At 64.7% G+C, this 20,931-nt stretch carries 23 protein-coding genes and 1 pseudogene; 11 read left to right on the top strand and 13 right to left on the bottom strand.

Annotated elements, in window-relative coordinates:
* Window position 1: 1 nt before the first annotated feature.
* Window positions 2-556: a F0F1 ATP synthase subunit delta gene (locus tag Q0C64_RS06830; RefSeq protein WP_294121861.1), complete on the bottom strand. Its 555-nt coding sequence runs from the start codon at window positions 554-556 to the stop codon at window positions 2-4.
* Window positions 557-742: 186 nt separating this feature from the next.
* On the opposite strand from Q0C64_RS06830, the gene Q0C64_RS06825 reads away from it, so the two are divergent.
* Both Q0C64_RS06825 and Q0C64_RS06820 read left to right on the top strand, forming a co-directional pair.
* Window positions 743-1,210: a DUF1203 domain-containing protein gene (locus tag Q0C64_RS06825; RefSeq protein WP_294121878.1), complete on the top strand. Its 468-nt coding sequence runs from the start codon at window positions 743-745 to the stop codon at window positions 1,208-1,210.
* Window positions 1,211-1,320: 110 nt separating this feature from the next.
* Window positions 1,321-2,370: a methylated-DNA--[protein]-cysteine S-methyltransferase gene (locus tag Q0C64_RS06820; protein ID WP_294121860.1), complete on the top strand. Its 1,050-nt coding sequence runs from the start codon at window positions 1,321-1,323 to the stop codon at window positions 2,368-2,370.
* A 14-nt stretch (window positions 2,371-2,384) separates the two neighbouring features.
* Here Q0C64_RS06820 and Q0C64_RS06815 read toward each other — a convergent pair whose 3' ends face one another.
* The 6 genes from Q0C64_RS06815 to Q0C64_RS06790 all read right to left on the bottom strand — a co-directional run bounded on the left by Q0C64_RS06815 (window position 2,385) and on the right by Q0C64_RS06790 (window position 7,661).
* Window positions 2,385-3,860, bottom strand: coding sequence for a hypothetical protein (locus Q0C64_RS06815; RefSeq protein ID WP_294121859.1), 1,476 nt, complete (start codon window positions 3,858-3,860; stop codon window positions 2,385-2,387).
* Window positions 3,861-3,973: 113 nt separating this feature from the next.
* Window positions 3,974-6,142 carry a primosomal protein N' gene (locus Q0C64_RS06810; protein ID WP_294121857.1) on the bottom strand — a complete coding sequence of 723 codons (2,169 nt, stop codon included), beginning with the start codon at window positions 6,140-6,142 and terminating at the stop codon, window positions 3,974-3,976.
* A gap of 9 nt (window positions 6,143-6,151) precedes the next feature.
* On the bottom strand, window positions 6,152-6,934 hold the full coding sequence (gene purC, locus Q0C64_RS06805) for a phosphoribosylaminoimidazolesuccinocarboxamide synthase (protein ID WP_294121854.1): 783 nt from the start codon (window positions 6,932-6,934) through the stop codon (window positions 6,152-6,154).
* 80 nt (window positions 6,935-7,014) lie between these two features.
* The gene (locus Q0C64_RS06800) at window positions 7,015-7,317 is read right to left on the bottom strand and encodes a hypothetical protein (protein WP_294121852.1); all 303 of its coding nucleotides are present in this window, start codon (window positions 7,315-7,317) and stop codon (window positions 7,015-7,017) included.
* A gap of 1 nt (window position 7,318) precedes the next feature.
* The gene (locus tag Q0C64_RS06795; protein ID WP_294121850.1) at window positions 7,319-7,483 is read right to left on the bottom strand and encodes a hypothetical protein; all 165 of its coding nucleotides are present in this window, start codon (window positions 7,481-7,483) and stop codon (window positions 7,319-7,321) included.
* 1 nt (window position 7,484) lies between these two features.
* The gene (locus Q0C64_RS06790) at window positions 7,485-7,661 is read right to left on the bottom strand and encodes a hypothetical protein (RefSeq protein WP_294121848.1); all 177 of its coding nucleotides are present in this window, start codon (window positions 7,659-7,661) and stop codon (window positions 7,485-7,487) included.
* Between the two features lie 142 nt (window positions 7,662-7,803).
* Between Q0C64_RS06790 and Q0C64_RS06785 the strand changes: the two genes are divergently transcribed.
* Window positions 7,804-8,727, top strand: coding sequence for a LysR substrate-binding domain-containing protein (locus Q0C64_RS06785; RefSeq protein ID WP_294121846.1), 924 nt, complete (start codon window positions 7,804-7,806; stop codon window positions 8,725-8,727).
* Here Q0C64_RS06785 and Q0C64_RS06780 read toward each other — a convergent pair.
* Window positions 8,724-8,906: a hypothetical protein gene (locus tag Q0C64_RS06780; RefSeq protein WP_294121844.1), complete on the bottom strand. Its 183-nt coding sequence runs from the start codon at window positions 8,904-8,906 to the stop codon at window positions 8,724-8,726. The genes Q0C64_RS06785 and Q0C64_RS06780 overlap by 4 nt on opposite strands.
* A 69-nt stretch (window positions 8,907-8,975) precedes the next feature.
* On the opposite strand from Q0C64_RS06780, the gene Q0C64_RS06775 reads away from it, so the two are divergent.
* Window positions 8,976-9,326, top strand: a complete 351-nt coding sequence (locus Q0C64_RS06775; protein WP_294121840.1) for a DUF3147 family protein — start codon at window positions 8,976-8,978, stop codon at window positions 9,324-9,326.
* Between the two features lie 99 nt (window positions 9,327-9,425).
* On the opposite strand, the pseudogene Q0C64_RS06770 reads toward Q0C64_RS06775, so the two are convergent.
* Both Q0C64_RS06770 and Q0C64_RS06765 read right to left on the bottom strand, forming a co-directional pair.
* Window positions 9,426-10,025, bottom strand: a pseudogene (locus Q0C64_RS06770) (SOS response-associated peptidase family protein).
* A gap of 39 nt (window positions 10,026-10,064) precedes the next feature.
* On the bottom strand, window positions 10,065-11,666 hold the full coding sequence (locus Q0C64_RS06765; RefSeq protein WP_294121876.1) for a carboxylesterase family protein: 1,602 nt from the start codon (window positions 11,664-11,666) through the stop codon (window positions 10,065-10,067).
* Here Q0C64_RS06765 and Q0C64_RS06760 point away from each other — a divergent pair.
* The 4 genes from Q0C64_RS06760 to Q0C64_RS06745 all read left to right on the top strand — a co-directional run bounded on the left by Q0C64_RS06760 (window position 11,578) and on the right by Q0C64_RS06745 (window position 16,292).
* The gene (locus tag Q0C64_RS06760; RefSeq protein WP_294121879.1) at window positions 11,578-11,889 is read left to right on the top strand and encodes a hypothetical protein; all 312 of its coding nucleotides are present in this window, start codon (window positions 11,578-11,580) and stop codon (window positions 11,887-11,889) included. The two genes, Q0C64_RS06765 and Q0C64_RS06760, sit on opposite strands and share 89 nt — an antisense overlap.
* A complete protein-coding gene (gene parC, locus Q0C64_RS06755; protein ID WP_294121837.1) occupies window positions 11,865-14,114 on the top strand; it encodes a DNA topoisomerase IV subunit A in 2,250 nt (749 codons plus the stop codon). Before Q0C64_RS06760 ends, parC begins: the two co-directional genes overlap by 25 nt.
* Window positions 14,115-14,196: 82 nt before the next feature.
* Complete coding sequence (locus Q0C64_RS06750; protein WP_294121832.1) at window positions 14,197-15,942, top strand: EAL domain-containing protein; 1,746 nt, start codon at window positions 14,197-14,199, stop codon at window positions 15,940-15,942.
* 83 nt (window positions 15,943-16,025) lie between these two features.
* Window positions 16,026-16,292, top strand: a complete 267-nt coding sequence (locus Q0C64_RS06745) for a PilZ domain-containing protein (RefSeq protein ID WP_294121829.1) — start codon at window positions 16,026-16,028, stop codon at window positions 16,290-16,292.
* Here Q0C64_RS06745 and Q0C64_RS06740 read toward each other — a convergent pair.
* From Q0C64_RS06740 to Q0C64_RS06730, 3 genes are read right to left on the bottom strand one after another with little or no spacing between them, the layout of a single operon-like run.
* Window positions 16,289-17,461, bottom strand: coding sequence for a CCA tRNA nucleotidyltransferase (locus Q0C64_RS06740; protein WP_294121826.1), 1,173 nt, complete (start codon window positions 17,459-17,461; stop codon window positions 16,289-16,291). The two genes, Q0C64_RS06745 and Q0C64_RS06740, sit on opposite strands and share 4 nt — an antisense overlap.
* The gene (locus Q0C64_RS06735; RefSeq protein ID WP_294121824.1) at window positions 17,458-18,039 is read right to left on the bottom strand and encodes a CoA pyrophosphatase; all 582 of its coding nucleotides are present in this window, start codon (window positions 18,037-18,039) and stop codon (window positions 17,458-17,460) included. The genes Q0C64_RS06740 and Q0C64_RS06735 overlap by 4 nt, the downstream gene beginning before the upstream one ends.
* Window positions 18,036-18,602: a DUF1285 domain-containing protein gene (locus tag Q0C64_RS06730; RefSeq protein ID WP_294121822.1), complete on the bottom strand. Its 567-nt coding sequence runs from the start codon at window positions 18,600-18,602 to the stop codon at window positions 18,036-18,038. The genes Q0C64_RS06735 and Q0C64_RS06730 overlap by 4 nt, the downstream gene beginning before the upstream one ends.
* Before the next feature lie 317 nt (window positions 18,603-18,919).
* Between Q0C64_RS06730 and Q0C64_RS06725 the strand changes: the two genes are divergently transcribed.
* The 3 genes from Q0C64_RS06725 to Q0C64_RS06715 form a co-directional block, all read left to right on the top strand.
* Window positions 18,920-19,672 (top strand): SDR family oxidoreductase, encoded by a 753-nt coding sequence (locus Q0C64_RS06725; protein ID WP_294121820.1) that lies wholly within the window; start codon window positions 18,920-18,922, stop codon window positions 19,670-19,672.
* Entirely contained in the window at window positions 19,672-20,091 is a 420-nt protein-coding gene (locus Q0C64_RS06720; protein ID WP_294121819.1) for a dihydroneopterin aldolase, read from the top strand. Before Q0C64_RS06725 ends, Q0C64_RS06720 begins: the two co-directional genes overlap by 1 nt.
* Before the next feature lie 215 nt (window positions 20,092-20,306).
* The coding region (locus Q0C64_RS06715; RefSeq protein ID WP_294121818.1) for an energy transducer TonB at window positions 20,307-20,931 on the top strand (625 nt) is incomplete at its 3' end.

Here is a 20,931-nt window from a genome sequence, read left to right as displayed (position 1 = left end):
TTCAGCCTTTCATCGCCATAGCGAGATTATTGAGTTTGGTCTTGATCGAGGCGTCGATCATCTGGCTGCCGAGCCGGACGACGAGGCCTCCGAGAAGTGCGGAATCGACCCTGGCGTCGATTGTGACATCGCGGCCGAGGCGGGTCTTCAAATTGGATTTGATGCGGGCGACCTGGTCGTTGCTGAGCGCGAACGCCGAGGTCACTTCGGCCGTGGTCTCGCCGCGGTTGTCGGCGGCCAGCTTGCGGACTGCCTTGATCACGGACTTGAGCTCGCTGAGCCGGCCATTGTCGGCCAGGACGCCGAAGAACCTGGCGGTGATCGGGTCGATGCCCAGCGCCGGGGTCAGCGCGCGGACGGTCTTGCCGGCCTCGGCCCGACCGATCAGCGGGCTCGTCACCAGCGTCTTGAAATCGGGCGATTCGGTCATCGCCGCCTCGAGCGTGTCGAGGCTGCGGCCAACCGCGTCGATCTGGTTTTCATCACGGGCGAGACCGAACAAAGCCGTGGCGTAGCGCCCCGCTAAGCTGGCCTGGATGCCGCCGGAATTCTCCACGCGCTCGAAGCTCCAGACAAAGAAATATGTCTCATGCGTTGAACGGGGCACTGCAGCGAAAAACCGCGCGCCCCGCATGAGTTGGCGCGCCCCTAGCAGGGGGTAGGCGGGGATGCAAGGCGGCTATTGGGGTTTGGCCGCAAGGTGCGGGAAGCGACAGCCGCTCGACGCCGATATTCAGTGGCCATGACCTACCAAATCACTGGCCTCGACCCCGCTCCTTTCGCCCATCTCATTGGCCTCAGCGACACCGAGTTGGCCCATCACGGCGCAGTCCGGATGACCGCTGACAAGAAGCCGAGCTTCCCCTGCCGGGTGACGCTCGACGATGCCGACATCGGCGAGACGCTGTTGCTGGTGAACCATGTCAGCCACGGCAGCGACAATCCCTACCGGGCCAGCCACGCCATTTTCGTCAGCGAAGCCGCGACCAAGGCCGCGCGCTATGAAGACGAAATCCCGCCGGCGCTCGATCGGCGGATCCTGTCGCTCAGGGCGTTCGATGCCGACGGAATGATGGTTGATGCGTCGCTGGCGCAGCCTGGCGAGGCAGATGAAGTCGTCCGCCGCCTGCTGGCCGACCCGGCGGTCGATCATATCGATGCGCACAATGCGATCCGCGGCTGCTTTGCCGCAAAGGTAGAACGTTCATGAACGCTCATTGGAATGGGTCCCGGCCTTCGCCGGGGTCGCTCTTCGGCGACTTTGACCGCAAGTCACGGGAAGCAGGACGCAACGGGACTACCTATGTTAGGCCCATGCTGATGCGAACCATTGACGATGACGCCGCCTGGGATGCCTTCGAGCGCCGCGACCGGACCTGGGACGGACAAGTGATCGGAGCGGTCAAGACGACCGGCATTTACTGCAAGCCGAGCTGCCCGGCGCGGCGGCCGAAGCGGGAGAATGTGGAATTCTTCCTCGACGGGCTGTCTGCTCTGGCGGCGGGATATCGACCCTGCCTGCGCTGCAAGCCCGACGAGGTCGGGCGCGACCGCGAAGCGGTGGCGAAGGCGGTGCAGATCATCGAGGCAGCCGACGAGCCGCCGCTGCTCGCCGACCTGGCCGACGCGGTTGGCTATGCTGAGCATCATTTCCAGCGAATTTTCACCCGCGACATGGGCGTGTCGCCGGCGGCCTATGCCCGCGCCATTCGTGCCCGCCGGGCGATGCACCACCTCCAGGAGGACAAGAGCGTGACCGAAGCCATCTATGACGCCGGCTACCAGGCCCCGAGCCGTTTCTACGCCGACGCCAAGGAGCGGCTGGGCATGACTCCGTCGGCCTGGCGCGACGGCGGCCGCGGAGTGACGATCCGCTTTGTAACCGCCGGCAGCGCGCTCGGCCCGATGCTGATCGCGGCGACCGACAAGGGCATTTGCCGCATGACCTTCGCCGAGGACGAGCGAGCCCTACGCGACCGTTTCCCCAATGCCGACATTCGCCCGGACGACGGCACCATTGCGCCCTGGGTTGAACAGGCACTGGCCCAGATCGACCATCCTTCGGCCCATGACCTGCCGATCGATGTGCGTGGAACGGCTTTCCAGGAGAAGGTCTGGCAGGAATTGCGCAAGATCCCGCTCGGCGAAACGCGCAGCTATGCCGACGTCGCGCACGCCATCGGCGAGCCGGAAGCAATGCGCGCGGTCGGTACTGCCAACGGCTCCAACCCGGTTGCAGTGATCGTGCCATGCCACCGCGTGATCCGCTCCGACGGTACGCTCGGCGGCTATGGCGGGGGCCTGCCCAACAAGCGCAAGCTGCTCGAAGCCGAAGGCGCCAGCTGGAAAGAGCAGGGCCAGCTCATCTAGCGGAACATGCGGCCTCAGCTGCTAGCCGCCGGCTTCCCGGCGGCGGCCTTGGCGGCCTTCAACTGCTCCATCTGCTGGCGAGCCGCCTCCCGGCGCGGCGACCGGTGCGGCGAGTTGGCGACCGGCATCAGCCAGGCGATCGCCTCGTCGTAGCGTTTCTCCCTGGCCAGCTGATCGACCAACAGCTGGCGAGGACCATTCTCTCGCGGCAACAGGCTGACCGCTTCCATTAGCCCTTCGACGGCGGCTTTCGGAGGGGGTTCGCCGCTGAGATTATAGCTTTGATAATAGGCCAGCAGCGGGCGCGGATCGTCGGGATCGGAGCGATTGGCCTTGACCGCCATGACCCGGGCCTGATCGATCATCGCTGTCCTCGCGTTGCCCGACATGGCCGCAGACCGGCGGGACAGCAGCATTGACTTGAGCGTCATGCCGCCGCGATCGTCCGGCCGGACCGCGAGCATCCGGTCAACTGCGGCTTCGGACTGGGCAAAATTGCCCTGGGCATATTCAACCTCGCCGAGCAGCTGCAGCGCGAACGGATCGGCCGGGTAGCGCTGGACCTCGTCGCGAATGCGACCCAGAATATGCTCGCGAAAGCTCGCTTCCTGGTTGCGGTCGGATGGTTTGCGAATCTCGGAAATGTCGCTGTCGCGGTACGCGATGGTTTCGGGCACCAGTGCGCCCTCGCCGGCGGACAGGGTTCGACTCCCCTGGACCACCGGCTGGGCGATATTCACCTTGACCGGTCGATATTCGAAGCTGCCCGCCGTAACGTAGCGCCGCGCTTCCTTGTTCAAGTCGTCGAGATCGCCGAACGCGGTCGCGGCCTCCGCGAGGCTCTTCCCCTTGCCGAGAGCCGCCAGATATTGGCGAAGCTGCGCCGAATGCTTGCTGTTGAAGGTCAGGAAGTGGGTCAATGCCCAGCCCTGGCCATAGGTGTCCAGGTAGACGTTTTTCTCTGAGGTCAGCAGCTGCTGCAGCGGCACCCAATAGGCGTTGATGTCGTTCCCGCGATGCAGCGCCGGCATGCCGTAGCCAATGCGGCCGTCATCCATCATCTTGCTGGAGCCAATCAGCTCGGCAAAGCCTTCGGTGTACCAACCCGGGTAAATGGCCGGGAAATATTGCAGCATGAAATGATGCGCATATTCGTGGTGCAGTACCAGAGCGGGTGTGAAGTAGCGCCCGGTCCCAGACGTTTTCTTTGGTGTGACGGCATAGGGGCCGAGCGAATTGCTGTCGTAGAAGCCGGCCACTCCGCTGCCTGGTGCGTTGATCGCTTTCTCGACCTCGTCGAGACCGGCAACCTGATAGATGCGAACCTTGACCGGCTTGTCGTCCTTGATGCCGGTCGCCATGCGCATCAGCTGGTCATAGCTCTCCAGCGTGGTGGCGAACTTCTCGACCTCGGCCGGGCTGCTTTCGGTAATGATCCGGAAGTGGGCGGTTTCATATTCCCGCCACTCGGCATTGGCCGGTGAACTCACCAAAATAACTGCGAAAGACGCGGCTAGGCACTCGCCAAAATACCTCATGACCCCTCCTGACTCGGCTCGGCGAGCCTAGCGCGCCCAATTGAGGTTTCAAGATTCGGGCTGAATTACAGGAAGCTGTAGGGATCGACGTCGACCGCGACGCGGACATTGCTCGACCATTCCAGCTCGCCTAGCCAATCGCGGATGACATCCTGCACGTCGAGCTTGCGCGCGGCATGGACCAGCAGCCGCTGGCGATGGCGGCCGCGCAGCATGGCGAGCGGAGCGGGGGCGGGGCCGAACACTGCCATTTCATCGACCCTGGGCGCTGCCTGGCTGATGCGGCGGGCGACCGCCTCGGCCTCGCCCTTGTCTTCCGCCGAAATGATGATCGCCGCCAGCCGGCCGAACGGCGGCATGGCCGCATCGCGGCGGGCCTCGGTCTCGGCGGCGTAGAAGCCCGGCGCGTCGCCTGAGACCAGCGCGGCGATCACCGGCGCGTCGGGATCATGGGTCTGGACCAGGACGCGGCCCGGCTTGTCGCCGCGACCGGCGCGGCCGGCGACCTGCTGGATCTGCTGAAAGCTGCGTTCGGCGGCGCGGAGGTCGCCGCCTTGCAGCCCGAGATCGGCATCGACCACGCCGACAAGCGTCAGATTGGGGAAATGATAGCCCTTGGTGACCAGCTGGGTGCCGATGACAATATCGAGCTCGCCGGCTTCCATGGCGCGGACGAATTCGGCCGCGCGGGCCGGCGACCAGATGGTGTCGGAGGTGACAACCGCGGTGCGGGCATCCGGGAACAATTCGGCAACCTCGTCGGCGATCCGCTCGACCCCGGGCCCGCAAGCGACCAAACTATCCTCCTCGCCGCATTCCGGGCAGGCCTCGGGCGGCGGCATGACATGGCCGCAATGGTGGCAGGCGAGGCGGTGCATCAGGCGGTGCTCGACCATCCAGGCGGTGCAATTGGGACATTGGAAGCGATGGCCGCAATGGCGGCAGAGGGTTAGCGGCGCGAAGCCGCGGCGGTTGAGGAACAGCAACGATTGCTCGCCCGCTTCGAGGTTGGCCTGCAGCTCGGCGACCAGGCCCGGCGCCAGCCAGCGTCCGCGCAGCGGCGGGTCCTGGGTTAGGTCGATGGCCTCAATCGTCGGCATTTGGGCCAAGCCGTGGCGCTCGGTCAGCTTCAATTCGCGGTAGCGGCCGATCTCGACCATGTGGCGGGTTTCGATGGCTGGCGTGGCCGAAGCGAGGATGACGGGCACGTCCTCGAAATGGCCGCGCATCACGGCGACATCGCGGGCATGATACTGGACGCCCTCTTCCTGCTTGAAACTCGGCTCGTGGGCCTCGTCGACGACGATCAGGCCGAGGTTGGCATAGGGCAGAAACAGCGACGAGCGGGCGCCGACCACGACCCGGGCCTCGCCGCGCGAGATGGCCCGCCAGGCGCGGCGGCGCTGCGATGAGCGAAGGTCGGAGTGCCAGGTTACCGGCTCGCAGCCAAAGCGGGCGGTGAAGCGGGTCAGGAACGGCTCGGTCAGCGCGATTTCGGGGAGCAGCACCAGCACCTGCTTGCCCTGGCGGACCGCCTCGGCGATCGCCTCGAAATAGACTTCGGTCTTGCCCGAGCCGGTGACTCCGTCGAGCAGCACCGGGTCGAAGCCCCGGCCGATGGCTTGCTTGAGGCTGTTGGCGGCCTCGCGTTGTTCGGCGTTGAGCGAGGGCGGTGCGAAATCAGGGTCGGGGGCGGGGAACGGCTGGTCACCGTCGCCCTCGACCCGCTCGAGCGCGCCGGCATGGACCAGGCCGCGCATCACCGCGTCGCTGACCTCGGCGTGGGCGGCAAGCTCGCGGACGCTGCCCTGGCGGCCCTCGATCCGCGACAGGGCCTGCTCGCGCTGCGGCGTGAGGCGCGCGGGCGCATCGCCGGTCGGTCGATATTCGATCATCGTGCGCGGCCCGGCCAGCGCCGCCGATGACGGCAGCACCATCCTCAGCACCGCGGCCAGAGGCGAGAGATAATAGTCCGCGGTCCATTCGGTGAGGCGGCGGAGCGGCGCCGGGATCGGCGGGACGTCGACCAGCCCGGCCAGGGGACGGAGGCGGTTGTCGCCAACCTCTTCTGTCTTCAGCCGATCCGCTTCCCAGGCGACGCCGAACAGCTGACGCGGGCCCAGCGGTGCGACCACGACCGAGCCGGGTTCGACCGCCATGCCGTCGGGCACCCGATAGTCGAGAGGACCGAGCGCCGCGTTCAGGGTAACGACGCGAACGCGCGGCAGGGCCATCAGCGTCGGCTAGCGTCCGCGCTTCTTGCGGTGCTCGTCGAGGTCGAGGACGGCGGTGGCTTCCTCGCCTTCGGGCAGCAGGCCGAGCCTCCGCGCGACTTCCTGATAGGCCTCGGCCTCGCCGCCAAGGCTCTGGCGGAAGCGGTCCTTGTCGAGCTTCTCGTTGGACTTCATGTCCCACAGCCGGCAGCCGTCGGGCGAAATCTCGTCGGCGAGGATGATTCGGCTAAAATCGCCGTCCCACACCCGGCCGAACTCCAGCTTGAAGTCGATCAGGCGGATGCCGATCCCGGAGAACATGCCGCACATGAAGTCGTTCACGCGGATCGCCATGTCGGCGATGTCGTTCATCTCGTCCTGGCTGGCCCAGCCGAAGCAGGCGATATGCTCGTCGGCGATCATCGGATCGCCGAGCGCATCGTCCTTGTAATAATATTCGATGATGGTGCGGGGGAGCTGGGTGCCTTCCTCGATCCCGAGCCGCTTCGAAATCGAGCCGGCGGCGACGTTGCGCACGACCACCTCGATCGGGACGATCTCGACCTGGCGGATCAGCTGCTCGCGCATGTTGAGGCGGCGGATGAAGTGGGTCGGAACGCCGATCGTCTGCAGCGCGGTGAAGATATGTTCGGAGATGCGGTTGTTGATCACGCCCTTGCCGCTGATCGTGCCGCGCTTCTGGGCGTTGAAGGCCGTCGCGTCGTCCTTGAAATATTGGATCAGCGTGCCGGGCTCCGGGCCCTCGTAAAGGATCTTGGCCTTGCCTTCGTAGATCTGGCGGCGGCGGGTCATGGGCGTTGGGGACTCCGGCGGGTACAAGAAGAGGGGCGGCTATAGGCGAGCCGCCCTTCATCCGCAATTGAGTGGAATCCTTAGCCTTCGACGACTTCGAAATGGACCACATCCGGCTCCAGCTCGAGCAGGAAATCGGCGTCGAAATCGTAATATTTGGCCTTGTTGATGTCCTCGCCGGCGAACCGGCGGATCGCGCAGAAATCGTCCCACAAGGTGAACATTTCGAAATGGGCGATGCCATTGTCGCAGCGAAACAGGCACCAGGCGCCGCGGTTGCCGCTGGTCGAGCTATAGTCGGGCAGGCCCACATTGGCCATCAGCTGCAGATATTCCGAAGCCTTGGCGCTGGGGACCCGCCCGTGCCATCGCCGCGCGATCATCTCAGCGCCATCCCGCATAATGAACCTTGGCACAGCCGCAGTCGGCCAGTGTGACCGGCGACAGGCCGCGAAAGGCATCGGCAAACGCTTCGAAAATCAGCGCGAAGTCATCGCCAAGCGTGTCCGGCCTGGCAACGACCGCGTTGTGTTTGACGACCTGTCGCATGTCAGGCCGCCTTGGCGCGCCGCGGCTTGGCCTTCGGGGCCTGCTTCCAGGGCGCGTCGAAATTGATCTTGTGGAGCACGCGCAGCGACTGTTCGGCTCCATTGATCAGCCGGCCGAGGCTGTCATTGAGGGCAGCACGTCCGGCCTGATACTCGCGATCGAAAATCTGATCGTTCATCATTGCCTCCATCATTTGGCGCCGGTGGCTTGGGGTGGGGAAGAGGGGCCACCGGCGCTTGTGAACTAAATAGCGACGTTCCCTTTTCGTGCCCAATGAAAGGGTGGACAAAGAACATAAGTCGGGCTTATAGACTCAGCTTATGCGACGACTTCCTCCCTTGGCCGCGGTTCGCGTCTTCGAGGCGGCTGCCAGACTAGAAAATTTCACCGCCGCAGCGAATGAGCTGGGCATGACCCAGGCTGCGGTCTCCTATCAGGTCAAATTATTGGAGGAGCGGCTTGGCGCGGCTTTGTTCGTGCGCGAGAAGGGGCGGGCGCGGCTGACCGGGCTGGGCCTCCGGTTGCTGCCCCAGCTGACCAAGGCATTCGATACGATCGAGGGTGCGTTCGCCGAGCTGCGCGAGGAGGACGAGGGGCTGCTGACGGTGGCCACGACCTTCACGTTCGCCAATACCTGGCTGGCGTGGCGGCTCGGCGCCTTCCAGGTCGAACATCCCGACCTGGCGGTGCGGTTGGCGACGTCGAACAAGCTGGTCGATTTGAAGGCGGGCGAGGCGGATGTCGCGATCCGCGCCGGCGCCCAGCCGTGGGAAGGGCTGGTGGCGATCGAGCTGATGAAGGTCGACTTCTCGCCGATGTGTGCGCCGAGCTTCTGGAAGCGGATGACCGAGCAGCTCGGCCGGCCGCCGACGCCTGCCGATCTCCCCAACCTGCCGTTGATCAGCCCCGAGGATTATTGGTGGGACAAATGGTTCGAGGCCGCGGGGGTAGAAGGCGCCGACCGGCCGAAGAAGCCGGGCCTTAGGCTCGACAGCCAGGCCGACGAGGGCCATACGGCGATGGGCGGGCAGGGGCTGGTTCTGCTGACCCCGGCCTTCTGGAAGAACGACATCAAGGACGGGCGGCTGTGCCAGCCGTTCGAGCTGACCGCGACGGCCGGCTTCCGCTACTGGCTGTGCATTGCGCCCGAACGGCGCAACGTGCCCAAGATCAAGCGCTTCCGTGAATGGCTGCTGCGCCAGGTCGAACTGAGCAAGGCCGCGCCGCTGGAAGCGGCGGCCTAATCGGCGAGAATCAGTTCCCGTTCCAGCTCCAGCTCGCGCTCGGCCTCGCGCGCCATCCGGTCGTACATTGCCGCCAGATCTTCATGGACCCTAGCGATGGCGGGCGTCGGAGCACTGGCCGCGGAGTTGCGCTCTTCGGCGGCGCGGGCGAGATAATAGTCGAGCTGCTCGGAAGCCATCGACCGGCTCCTTGTTCTTGCAAGCTGGGGCGCTTACGCGATTTAACAGGAAATTAATAGGCGGGACCAATGCTCTATTTGTTCATCAAGGCCGGACTGTCCGGCATTTTGATCGCCATCATTTCGGAAGTGGCCAAGCGCTACCCGGGTCTCGGCGGGCTGATCGCTTCGCTGCCGCTGGTGTCGGTGCTGGGGATGGTCTGGCTGTGGCGCGACAAGCCCGACGCAGCGAACATGGCGGCGCATGCCGAGGGCACTTTCTGGTTCGTGCTGCCGTCGCTGCCGATGTTCCTGCTGATGCCGGCGATGCTGCGAAATGGCTATGGCTTCTGGATCAGCCTCGCCGCCGGCTGCGCGCTGACCATCGCGCTCTATTCGCTGATGCTGTGGATCGGGCCGAGGTTCGGGCTCAGGCTCTAAAACAAATCGGGGCGATCGGCCCCCCGGCCAACCGCCCCGTCCTGGTCGCTTGTCGCTTAGGCAATATAAATCAATATCGCAAGTGAGATTGTTGCGAGGCTAGCGGCTCGCCCACCGCTCGTCCGTGCGCCTGATCTCCATGTCTCCTGCGTAGGGTCGGCAGAGCTGTCGCGCCTTATCGGGCGGACTATCGAGCCAGGCACCCCAGGTGTCTGGGGCAAGGATCACCGGCATCCGGTCGTGCACTCCCTGGATGCCGGGCGAGGCCTCGGTCATCACCATCGCATAGGCCGGACCCCATTCGGCGGTGTCGCGCCACAGGCCGGCGACGGCGAAGATTTCCTCTCCGGGGAGCGAGAACTAGGTGCGGGTCTTGGCGCCTTTTTCGCCCTCCGCCTCGGCGAATTCGCTGACCGGGACCGGGCAGCGGCGCTCCTGGAAGCTGTAGCGCCACATGAAGCCGTCGAGCTTGTCGGAGCGCGCGTTGTTGACCGGCTTGGGCTTGAGGATCTGGCCGCTCTTGCCCTTCAGCGCGAGCGGGAAGCCCCAGGCCATTTGCCGCACCCTGCCTTCGGCCACCACCAGCCCGGGATAACCGGGATAGATGAGTTCGCCGGCGTTGCCGGGCGGGTCGGCCTGGGCGCGGAAGAGATTGGCGATCTCCGTGGTGCCCTTGGTCATTCGGTAGAGATTGCACATGGGACCAGCCTAATGCGGCCGACGTCGGGAATCGAGTTCCTACGCCGGGAGGCGGGCCTTCAGCCTCAAAAGGAACCGAACGGCCATTGCAACCACAAGGATGAAAAGAACGGCGGCGGCGGCGATCAGGAAATACAGATATTTGTTCACGAACCGGGCAACAGCATAGACCCGGTCGATCCGCTTCAGCCTGGCATCGTCGGTAAGCGGCGCGGCTCGGACTTCCTGACCGAGTTCCATGACCATGGTTCGCCGATTGTCGAACCTCGGCCAGCGAGGCAGTCCGGGTCCGTTGGGATCGCCGGACTTGGCGAAGTTTGTCCAATATTGCTGGATCGTTGAGGCCAGTGCCTGGTCTTGCGAGGTCCAGTCGGCGGCACCCTTGTCCAGATATCCAAAGACATAGGGCATTTCCGCGCCGTGGGTTGGCCCGAGCCCGAAATAGGGATGGCCAGGCCGATAGGCAGGCGCGCCCGAGAAGCGATAGAAGAAGACACGGCTCTTGCCGCTGTTCAAGGCATGTCTGGCCCATGCCCACATGCCCCAGCGGAACCGAATGTCGGTATCGGTGGCGACGGCGGCCCGGCGAGCATCGGCGTCGGTATTTCCCGGCTTTGCACCGACCGCCTTCAACAACAGCGATGGATAGGTGCGGCCCAAAACGGAGTCGAAATTGCCGACCGTGACCGAGGCAGGATCAAAGAAAAAGCTACCCTCGCTGGCATTGGTGCCGACGAGGAGATCGACATCATTCTGCTTTCCCGCCTCATAGGCGTCATGCGGCGATGCGGGGATGACATGGCCGTCGATGTTGAATTGTGGATTGAAGCGCTGTTTGAGCAGAGTTGCCACCGGCATCTTGCGCAGGTCCGCCACTGACTTTGCGCCAGCTTTATTGGCAAAGCCGACGCCAATTTCTGCTGCGCCGTTGGGCGTGAACCGGGGGTCTAGCTCTACGGGCTCGAACACCGCCCCGCTCTCGCCGATCGCGCGACGAAACAGGCCTCTTGCCAGCGGCGTTGAAGCCAGGATGCTTGCAGAGAAGCTGCCAGACGATTGGCCAAAAATCGTGACTTGATCCGGATCTCCGCCAAACGCGGCGATGTTCCGCTTGACCCATTTTAGCGCCGCAATCTGGTCGAGCAGGCCATAATTGCCTGACACGCCGTACCGCGACTCCTTGTTCAATTGCGGGTGGGCCAGGAACCCGAGCACGCCCAGGCGGTAATTGATGGTGACGACAATGACGCCGCGAGCGGCCAGTTGTTCCCCGGCATATTGGGGCACCGAACCGGATCCGTTCATCAGGCTGCCGCCATGAATCCAGACCATGACCGGCAGCTTGCCTGCACCGTTCATTGCAGGCGCCCAGACGTTTAGGGCCAGGCAGTCCTCGCTGGTTGGTTCCGTGGGCGCATCGGGAGGATAGCTGCCCAGCTGCGGGCACGCAGGAGAAAAGGAATTGGCTTTGCGCACTCCGCGCCATGCGGGCGCCGGCTGCGGTGGCCGCCAGCGCAGCGGACCGGTTGGCGCCGCCGCGTAGGGAATGCCCTTGAAAACCCGGAGCGCGCCGATTTGCGAGCCCTCGATCTGCCCGCCGTCGATCGCAATCGGCGCGGCCTTGACAGCGGCAGGCGCCAAGCAAGCAGTCAAAATGAGCCAGACCAGGGCCAAGCGCTTCTTCATGGTGCATCTCTATCCCAAATTGGAGCGCAGCAGGGTTATGATTTCGATATGCGAGCGGCATGGGGAGTTTCCCTGTCGCAGCAACGACGAAAATCTGTGGATTGAGCGCATCGGCTGGATGACGGGGAGGACGGCGGTTGCTAATCGCAAGTCATGCAAGCCGATGACACTTCCGTAATCGATACTCCGTTCGATTCCGCCCTCTCCGAACGCTACCTGGTCTATGCCCTGTCGACGATCACGGCGCGGTCGCTGCCCGATGTCCGCGACGGGCTGAAGCCGGTTCACCGCCGCCTGCTGTGGGCGATGCGGCTGCTGCGGCTCGACCCGGCAAGCGCCTACAAGAAATGCGCCCGCGTGGTCGGCGACGTGATCGGCAAATATCACCCGCACGGCGACCAGTCGGTGTATGACGCGATGGTGCGGCTCGCGCAGGATTTCGCGCTCCGCTATCCGCTGGTCGACGGGCAAGGCAATTTCGGCAACATCGATGGCGATAATGCCGCCGCCTACCGCTACACCGAGGCGCGGCTGACCAAGGTCGCGGTGCAGCTGATGGCCGGGCTCGACGAGGGCACGGTCGCCTATCGCGCGACCTACAATGGCGAGGAAGAGGAGCCGGAGGTGTTCCCCGGCCTGTTCCCCAATCTGCTCGCCAATGGCGCCAGCGGGATCGCGGTCGGCATGGCCACCAGTATCCCGCCGCACAATGTCAGCGAGCTGGCCGAAGCGGCGATGGTGTTGCTCAACGACAAGAAGATCGACGACCGCGAACTGCTCAAGATCGTCAAGGGTCCCGACTTCCCGACCGGCGGCGTGCTGGTCGAGGACGAAGAGACGATCGCCAAGGCCTATATCAGCGGGCGCGGCTCATTCCGCGTGCGCGCCAAGATCGAGCGAGTGAGCGAGAAGGGCGGCGGCTGGCACCTGGTCGTCCACGAAATCCCCTACGGCGTGCAGAAGGGCAAGCTGATCGAGGAAATCGCCGAGCTGATCGCCAACAAGAAGCTGCCGATCCTGGCCGACGTGCGCGACGAAAGCGCCGAGGATGTGCGGATCGTGCTGGAGCCGAGGTCGCGAACGGTCGATGCCGCATTGCTCGAGGAGAGCCTCTACAAGCTGACCGAGCTGGAGACGCGCTTCCCGCTTAACCTCAACGTGCTCGACAAGACCCGGACGCCGGGGGTGATGAGCCTCAAGGAAGCGCTGGCGGCCTGGCTCGAATTCCAGATCGAGGTGCTGGTCAACCGGTCGAACCATAGGATCGGCAAGATCGACGAGCGGCTGGAGCTGGTCGAGGGCTTCCTGATCGCGTTCCTCAACCTCGACCGGGTGATCGAGATCATCCGCTACGAGGACGAGCCCAAGGGGCAAATGATCGAGGAGTTCAGGCTTACCGACCGGCAGGCCGAGGCAATCCTCAACATGCGCCTGCGCCAATTGCGCAAGCTGGAGGAAATGGAGCTCAACAAGGAGCGCGACGCACTGGCCAAGGAGCGCGAGGAGCTGGCCAGGCTGGTCAGCGAACCGGGGCGGCAGAAGAAGCGGCTGCTCAAGGACCTCGGGGCAATGAAGGAGAAATTCGGCGACGAGCGCCGGACCGAGGTCCGGCCCGAAGCGGGGGGCGCCAGGGCCGAGATCGACTGGAGCCAGATGATCGAGAAGGAGCCGATCACGGTGATCCTGTCGACACGTGGCTGGGTCCGGGCGATGCGCGGGCATGTCGCCCTGGATGATTCCGAGACGCTGAAATTCCGCGAGGGCGACGGGCTGCACCTCATCTTCCACGCCCAGACCACCGACCGGCTGCTGGTCGCGGCCGACAATGGCCGGGTCTATACGGTCGGCGGCGACAAGCTGCCCGGCGGGCGCGGGTTCGGCGAGCCGATCCGCCTGACCATCGACCTGGAGGCGGAAAGCGAGATCGTCGCGATGTTCGTCGTTCGGCCCGACATGCGGATGCTGGTTGGATCGAGTGACGGGCGCGGGTTCGTGACGACGGGCGAGGCGGTGATGGCCGAGACGCGCAAGGGCAAGCAGCTGATGAACCTGAGACCCAAGGCGAAAATGGCGGTAGTAAAACCGGTGCCGTCAGCTGCGGATTCGATCGCCGTGATCGGCGAAAACCGCAAGATGCTGGTGTTCAAACTGGCCGAGCTGCCCGAGCTTGGGCGCGGGTCGGGCGTGCAGCTGCAGCGCTATCGCGACGGCGGCCTCAGCGATGCGATGGCGTTTGTGCTGGCCGAGGGGATCAGCTGGCCCCTGGGCGGCGAGAGCGGGCGGGTGCGGAGCGAAAGTGACCTCACGCCATGGCGGGCGATCCGCGGGGCCAGCGGTCGGATCGCGCCCAACGGCTTCCCGAGGAGCAATCGGTTCGAGCCGGTGCCGAAAGTGGTCGAATAAAGCCGTTCAGGCGATGCTTTCCTAACCTGCATCAACCCCTCTCGAAACCGGCCATTAACCTGTCTCGTTTAACGCTGCTCCCATGCAGGCTGCAGCCAAACGCTCGGCCGCGCCCAAGGGCGTGCGCTCGGCGGCCCAGAACGAAACCAACGGCATCCGTGCATCGGCGGACGAGCAAGCCTTGCTCGGCGCCCTGCCAATCGCCGCGGCGGTGATCGGGCGCACAGCCGGCGGAGCCATGCGCCTATTGAATTGCAACGGCCGCTTCCGCGAGGCGCTGGCCAACAGCAATGATCCGAATATTGCCGCCGGCGATCTCACTTCAATGCGCGACGGTGCGCTCGGCGCGATGATCGAAACCTATCTCGACGATCCGACCATGCCGGGCGAGCTCGACTTCCGCGACGGCGAGGGAGTCGGCGCGCGCTATTTCCGTACGACGCTGGCGCCGCTGCCGCAGATCAAGGGGCAGGGGTCGCGCTGCCTGGTCAGCGTGGTCGACCGCACGGTCGAAGTGCAGGCTGAGCGGGCGCTCCGCGCGGAGATGCTGCGCGACAGCCTGACCGGCCTGCCCAACCGGCTGAGCTTTACCGAGACGATCGAGAGCCGCGGCGTCACCAACGCCCGCGACCAGGAATATGCGGTGCTGGTGGTCGACATGCTGCGGTTCAGCCGCATCAACGAATCGATGGGCAGCCTGGCCGGCGACGAATTGCTGATTACCTTTGCCCGGCGGCTGATTTCGGCGCTGCGCGGCGGCGACGTGCTGGCACGGACTGGCGGAAACGAATTCGGCGTCCTGGTCGGCCTGAAGCGGGGAGTGGTCGATGCGCTGGCCGCGGCCGAGCGCATCCAGCAAGTGATGGCGACCCCGTTCAAGCTGTCCGAGCTGGAGATCCGCGTCGAATGCGCCATTGGCGTTGCGCTGATGCATTCGGACCAGGACGCGGAGGAGTTGTTCCGCAACGCCCAGTTCGCGGTCAAGCAGGCCAAGGCCGCCGGCAGGCCGCAGGTCTATGAGCCGAAGGAAGCGAGCGCGGCGCGGCGCCGTTTCTCGATCGAGACCGAGCTTCGCAGGGCGCTCGACAAGGACCAGCTGAAACTATTCTACCAGCCGTTGATCGACCTGAAGTCGGGCGAGGTCGCCGGCTTCGAGGCGCTGGCCCGGTGGAAACATGACGACCGTGGCGAAATCAGTCCTTCGGAATTCATTCCGGTCGCCGAAGAGAGTGGCCTGATCCTGCAGCTTGGCCGCTGGGCGATGGACAAGGCGGCGCAGACGGTGGCTGAGTGGGACAAGCAGGCCGGCGAGCCGCTGCCGGTCTATGTCGGCGTCAATCTCTCCGCGATCCAGGTCGCGCGCGACAACATCGCCGAAGTGGTCGAAAGCGCGCTCAAGGCCTCCGGACTCAAGGGCAACCGGCTGACGCTGGAATTGACCGAAAGCTCGATCGTCCAGGATCCGGGCCGTGCGATGCGCGTATTCGAAGCGTTGAAGGCGCTCGATGCGACCGTGGCGATGGATGATTTCGGCACCGGCTATTCGAGCCTTGCTTACCTCCAGCGCCTGCCGATTGACGTGCTCAAGATCGACAAGAGCTTCGTCACCGGCATGATGCGCGATCCCGACTCCGTCGCGATTGTGCGCGCCGTGCTGTCATTGGCCGACGCGCTGGGCATGTCGACCACCGCCGAGGGGATCGAGACGGTCGAGCTGGCAACGACGCTGGCAACGCTCGGCTGCGCTTCCGGCCAAGGCTATTATTTCGCCAGGCCGCTCGAGCCCGACGCGGCGCTCGAATATTGGAAGAGCCGGCGCAAAGATTGAGTGCGATTTGACCGCTAACGCATTTTGACTCGTTAATAGCCTATGTTAACGTGAAACCATGTTGCGTTGAACGGGGGCCGGTGATGAGGGAGCCAGGACAGATCAAGCGCTCGCCGCGGGTCGACACGCGGTTCGAGGCCACGCTGATCGACAGCGACGGCAGCAAGCATTCCGTAATCGTCACCGACATCAGCCGTGAGGGCTGCCGCCTGGAAACCAGCGATCTTTTGAAGATCGGTGAGAGTGTGCAGATCGAAGTGCCGAAATACGGCTTGTTTCCTGCACAAATTCGCTGGGCGCTTGGCGACGAGGCGGGCGCGGTATTCCTGGAGCCGATTTTCCTGCCCTAGGCGAGAGCAGCGTCGACCAGCCGGTCGAACTCCTTGCCCTTCGGAAAGCCGGCCTTCTCCCATGCGTCTTCAATGCGCCTGAGCGTGCGAGCGACTTGCGGTCCTTGCGGCACGCCGCGGGCGATCAGGTCGCCACCGCCAACTGGCAGGCGCGGCGGCTTCCATCCCTTGATAGCTACCGCTTCGGCGGACCGACCCGCGAGTAGCAACCGGTCGACTGCGCTTTCGGTCCCGATCCGGTAGGCCATCGATTGCGCCGAGGTTCCGAGCGACGGATCGGCGGCGCAGGCAATCCTTTTCTTGGCCTTGTTGGACAGCTTGAGGCGGGCGGCGACGCGTTCGGCGCCTTGCGGATCGGGCGGAAGCAGTGCGGCCAAACGGCGTAGCGGATCGGGGTCGACAGCCGCGGACCGTTCGGCGGACACCAGGGCTTCGAGCCGATCCGAACCTTCAATTTCCGGCAGAACCGGCTCGAAGATGCCGCGACCGAGCATCAACCGGACGGTTGGCGCGGGATCATCCAGCGCCAACAGCTTGAGCAGCTCATCGGCAATCCGCTCGCGCGACAGCGCCATCAAATCATTGGCGCGCTCGGTGCAGGCTTTGAGCGCATGGCGATCCGGTTCGCCATGGCCGTAACGGGCGTGAAAGCGGAAGTAGCGAAGGATGCGCAGATGATCCTCGGCGATGCGCTGGAGCGGCTCGCCGATGAAGCGGACGGTCCTGCCGGCCAGATCGTCGAGGCCGCCGAAATAGTCGAACAGCTCGCCGCTGTAAGGATCGGCGTAGAGCGCGTTGATGGTAAAGTCGCGCCGCCCTGCGTCCTTGCTCCAGTCGCTGGTGAAGGCGACCGTCGCGCGGCGGCCATCGGTCGAGACATCGGAGCGGAGCGTGGTCACCTCCACCACAGTGCCCGACGAAACGGCGGTGATGGTGCCATGATCGATGCCGGTCGGAACCGCCTTGATGCCCTTGCCTTCGAGTCGCCGGATCACCTCGTCGGGCGGGAGCGTGGTAGCGAGATCGAGATCCTCGTGCGGGACATCGAGCAACAGGTCGCGGACCGCGCCGCCGACGAACCGCGCCGTGCCGTGCTTGGCATCGAGCGCTTTCAACAGGCGCCTGATGCCCTGCCGCTTCAGGAAAACGTCGGGGTCAATGGCGGTCATGCGATCCGCCGGCCAAGATTGACCAGCATCGCGGCGGTCGCGCCCCAAATTCGGCGATCCTGCCAGTCAATCTGGTAATAATGCCGTGTGCGGCCGCGGAACTCTGCGCTCATCCGACGCTGGTTGGCGGGATCGAGCACAAAATCAAGCGGCGCCTCAAACCAGCCGGCGACTTCCGCCGGGTTTGGCGTCAGTGGCAGGTCCGGCGGGACAAGTCCGACGACGGGTGTCACGCAATATCCGGTGACCGTGCGATAGGGATCGGCCTCGCCGAACACCGTAACTTGGGCAGGGTCGAGGCCGAGCTCTTCATGGGCCTCGCGGAGTGCCGCCTGGCAAGGCGTTTCGCCAGGATCGATGCGGCCGCCGGGAAAGGCAACCTGCCCGGCGTGCGTGCGCAAATCGTCACGCCGTGTTGTGAGCAGCAGCCCGGGCTCGACGCGATCGGTGATGGCGACCAGCACCGCCGCCGGATTGGACTCGTCTTCCTCGCCTTCGATGATGTCGCCCGGCAGCAAGTCGTGAGGCGGATCGGCGGCGAGCGAGCGCGCGATTCGATCGATTAGGGTCGCTTTCATGGCATCAGCGGGAAAAAGTGGCCGTCGGACCAGACTCCCGGCGGATTGTGACCCTCGGCGAGGGCGATCTCGGCCAGCTCATAATAAAGAGGTCGGGCCAGCTCTGCTTCCAGGCCGAACCGGACGGCAACACGGGGCGAGGGGCCTTCGGCGGTTTCCAATACCGACAGCGGATGATCCGCATCGACGATCAATGCATCGCCGCTGTCCAAGGTAAGGCCAATGCTGCGCTGCTCGCCGTTGCCCGACATCGTCATCTGCGTCGCCCGGAAGGCGGTGGTTTCAACCTCGACCGACAGTTTCTCGACTGGCGTCACGAGCACATGGCTGCCATCGGGCTCGCGCCGCAATACGGTCGCGAATAGCCGGACCATGGCCGGCCGCTCGATCGGCGTGCCGCGATAATACCATGTGCCATCGCGGGCGATGCGCATGTCGCTGCTTCCGCAACGCGACGGGTCCCAGCGGTCGACCGGCGGCGGGCCGCCGCGTTGCTCGATGGCCGCGGCAAGGTCGGCGAGGCTAAGCCCCTGGGCTTCGATTGGCGCATGGCGCTCGGGCATTTAAGGCTCGAGCCGACCATCGGTGAGAGCCGCGACATGGCACCCGCCGTGTGCAGGGTGAGGAGAGGCGCGAAGAGCGGTGCAGGCCCACCGGACTAGCGCCTCGACGAAGCCATGCGCCGGCCGGGCCATGCCCGGAGGGTGGGACGCAAAACCGCCCTGGCGCACTCGCTCGCTAGCCAGATAGGCCCCGCTATCCGGCGTCGCTCGCTCATTACCAGGAAACTTTTTCGTCTCCATCACGGCCTCATCGGTGGTCGGTTCGAGCCCTTAAGGCCCTGTAGGCGAGGGTGCCACAGGATGGTAGGGGCAGCGGCATGAACGACAGGACGGCAATCGTCACGGGCGGGGGCAAGCGGGTCGGCGACATGATCGTCCGGGCGTTGCTGGCCGACGGCTGGACTGTCATTGCCCATGTGCATCACGATGATGACCCCATCGCCGATGGGGCGATCAAGGTCGCGGCCGACCTGGCGCAGCCCGACTGCGCCGAGCGGATATTTGCCGCGGCCGATGGCGCACCGCTAGTCCGGCTGCTGGTCAATAATGCCGCGCGGTTTGCGCTGGATGGGCTGGGATCGGCCAGCGCGCAGGAGTTCGACGCACACATGGCGGTCAACGCCCGCGCGCCGATGCTGCTGATCGACGAACTCACCCGGCGCCACACGGGCGGGGAGGCGCTGGTGGTCAATTTGCTCGATGCCAAGCTCGCCGCGCCCAATCCGGATTTCCTCAGCTACACGATTTCCAAATATGCGCTGGCCGGTCTCACCGAGGTGGCTGCGCGGGCGCTGGCCGGACGCGGAATTCGAGTCAATGCGGTTGCGCCGGCGTTGATGCTGCCGTCGGGCGAGCAGGGCGACGGCAATTTCGGCGCGGTGCACGCCCTCAACCCGCTGCGCCGCGGCGTCGAGGTCGGCGATGTCGTGGCGGCCCTGCGCTTCCTGATTGATTCGCCGGCGATGACCGGCCAGACGCTGGTGATCGACGGCGGACAGCGGTTCATGGCCCTGCCGCGCGACGTTCAATTTTTGTCGCCATTCAGCGACGGGCAGTTCTTGGACGGATGATGGCCGACGAAGCAATCAAGCTGCAGGGAATGGTGCCGGAACATCTGAAGGTGCGCCAGAGCCGGATCCTGCTCGATTCGCTCGAAGTCATGACCGACATTGGCTTCCACGAATTCGAAATCGGAGCGCCGCAGCGCCTGCTGGTGACGGTCGAGCTTTGGCTCGAGGACCTCGACCCTCCCGATGACGACGACCATCAGTCGGCGTGGAATTACGACTATCTCCGGACCGAAATCGTCCGCATCGCCCAGGAACGGCGCTACAACCTCCAGGAAACGCTGGTCCACGCCATTTTCCAGCGGGTTGCCGCCTATCGCGGCGTCAAGGCGCTGCGCGTGAAGAGCGTCAAGCCCGACATTTACGACGACGCCAAGGGAGTCGGCGTCGAGATCATGTCGTTCGTCGAAAATCCCGCCTGAACGTAGCGGAATGACGGGGCGAATGCCGCGATTTCGCGCGCTCCTTGCCGTAATCGGAACAAAATTCGTTGCGCGGCCATTATCGCTTCATTAAGGGTGGCGCGTATCTGCCAATGATATGTTAGTACATTGGTAGTTCCACGACAGCTCGGGTCGCGTCGAAATGGCACTCTCCGGGACGTCGTGGCCCGACCATCGAGGAGATTTGCGGCTTAATGTCCTACGCCAATCGCAAACAGATAAGCTCCAACCGCACCGCGGCGATCGTTATCGTGGCGCTTATCCACATTGCTCTCGGCTATGCCCTGGTTACAGGCCTGGCATATAACGTCCTGAAGAAGGCGGCCGAGGACCTTAAGACCTTCGACGTCGAGGAAGAGCCGCCGCCCCCGCCGGAAGAGCCGCCGCCCCCGCCGGACCAGAATACGCCGCCGCCGCCGCAGATTGTGGCGCCGCCGTCGATCATCCAGGCTCCGATCTCGGCACCGATCATCACCACAGTCACGTCTGCGCCGCCAATCATTACGGAGCGGGCGCCGACGACCAAGTCCTGCCCGGGCGGCATGACCGTGGCGATCGCACAGGCTTGTCCGCCAGTCGTATCCAAGGCCGCCAAGGCCAAGGGTAACCTGCCCTCGCTGTTCTCGACCGACGACTATCCGCAGTCGGCGATCCGCAACGAGGAACAGGGTACCACGGCCGTGCGCCTGACCATCGGTACCGACGGCCGCGTCGCCGATTGCCAGGTCACATCTTCGTCCGGTTCGTCCGCGCTCGACACTGCGACGTGCAGCATCATCCGACGGCGCGCGCGTTACTCACCGGCGCAGGACCAGGTGG

Source organism: Sphingomonas sp. (assembly GCF_023266535.1).
Taxonomy (GTDB): Bacteria; Pseudomonadota; Alphaproteobacteria; order Sphingomonadales; family Sphingomonadaceae; genus Sphingomicrobium.
Note: the sequence above shows the minus strand (reverse complement) of the source record. Positions and strands in the feature narration are given on the sequence as shown.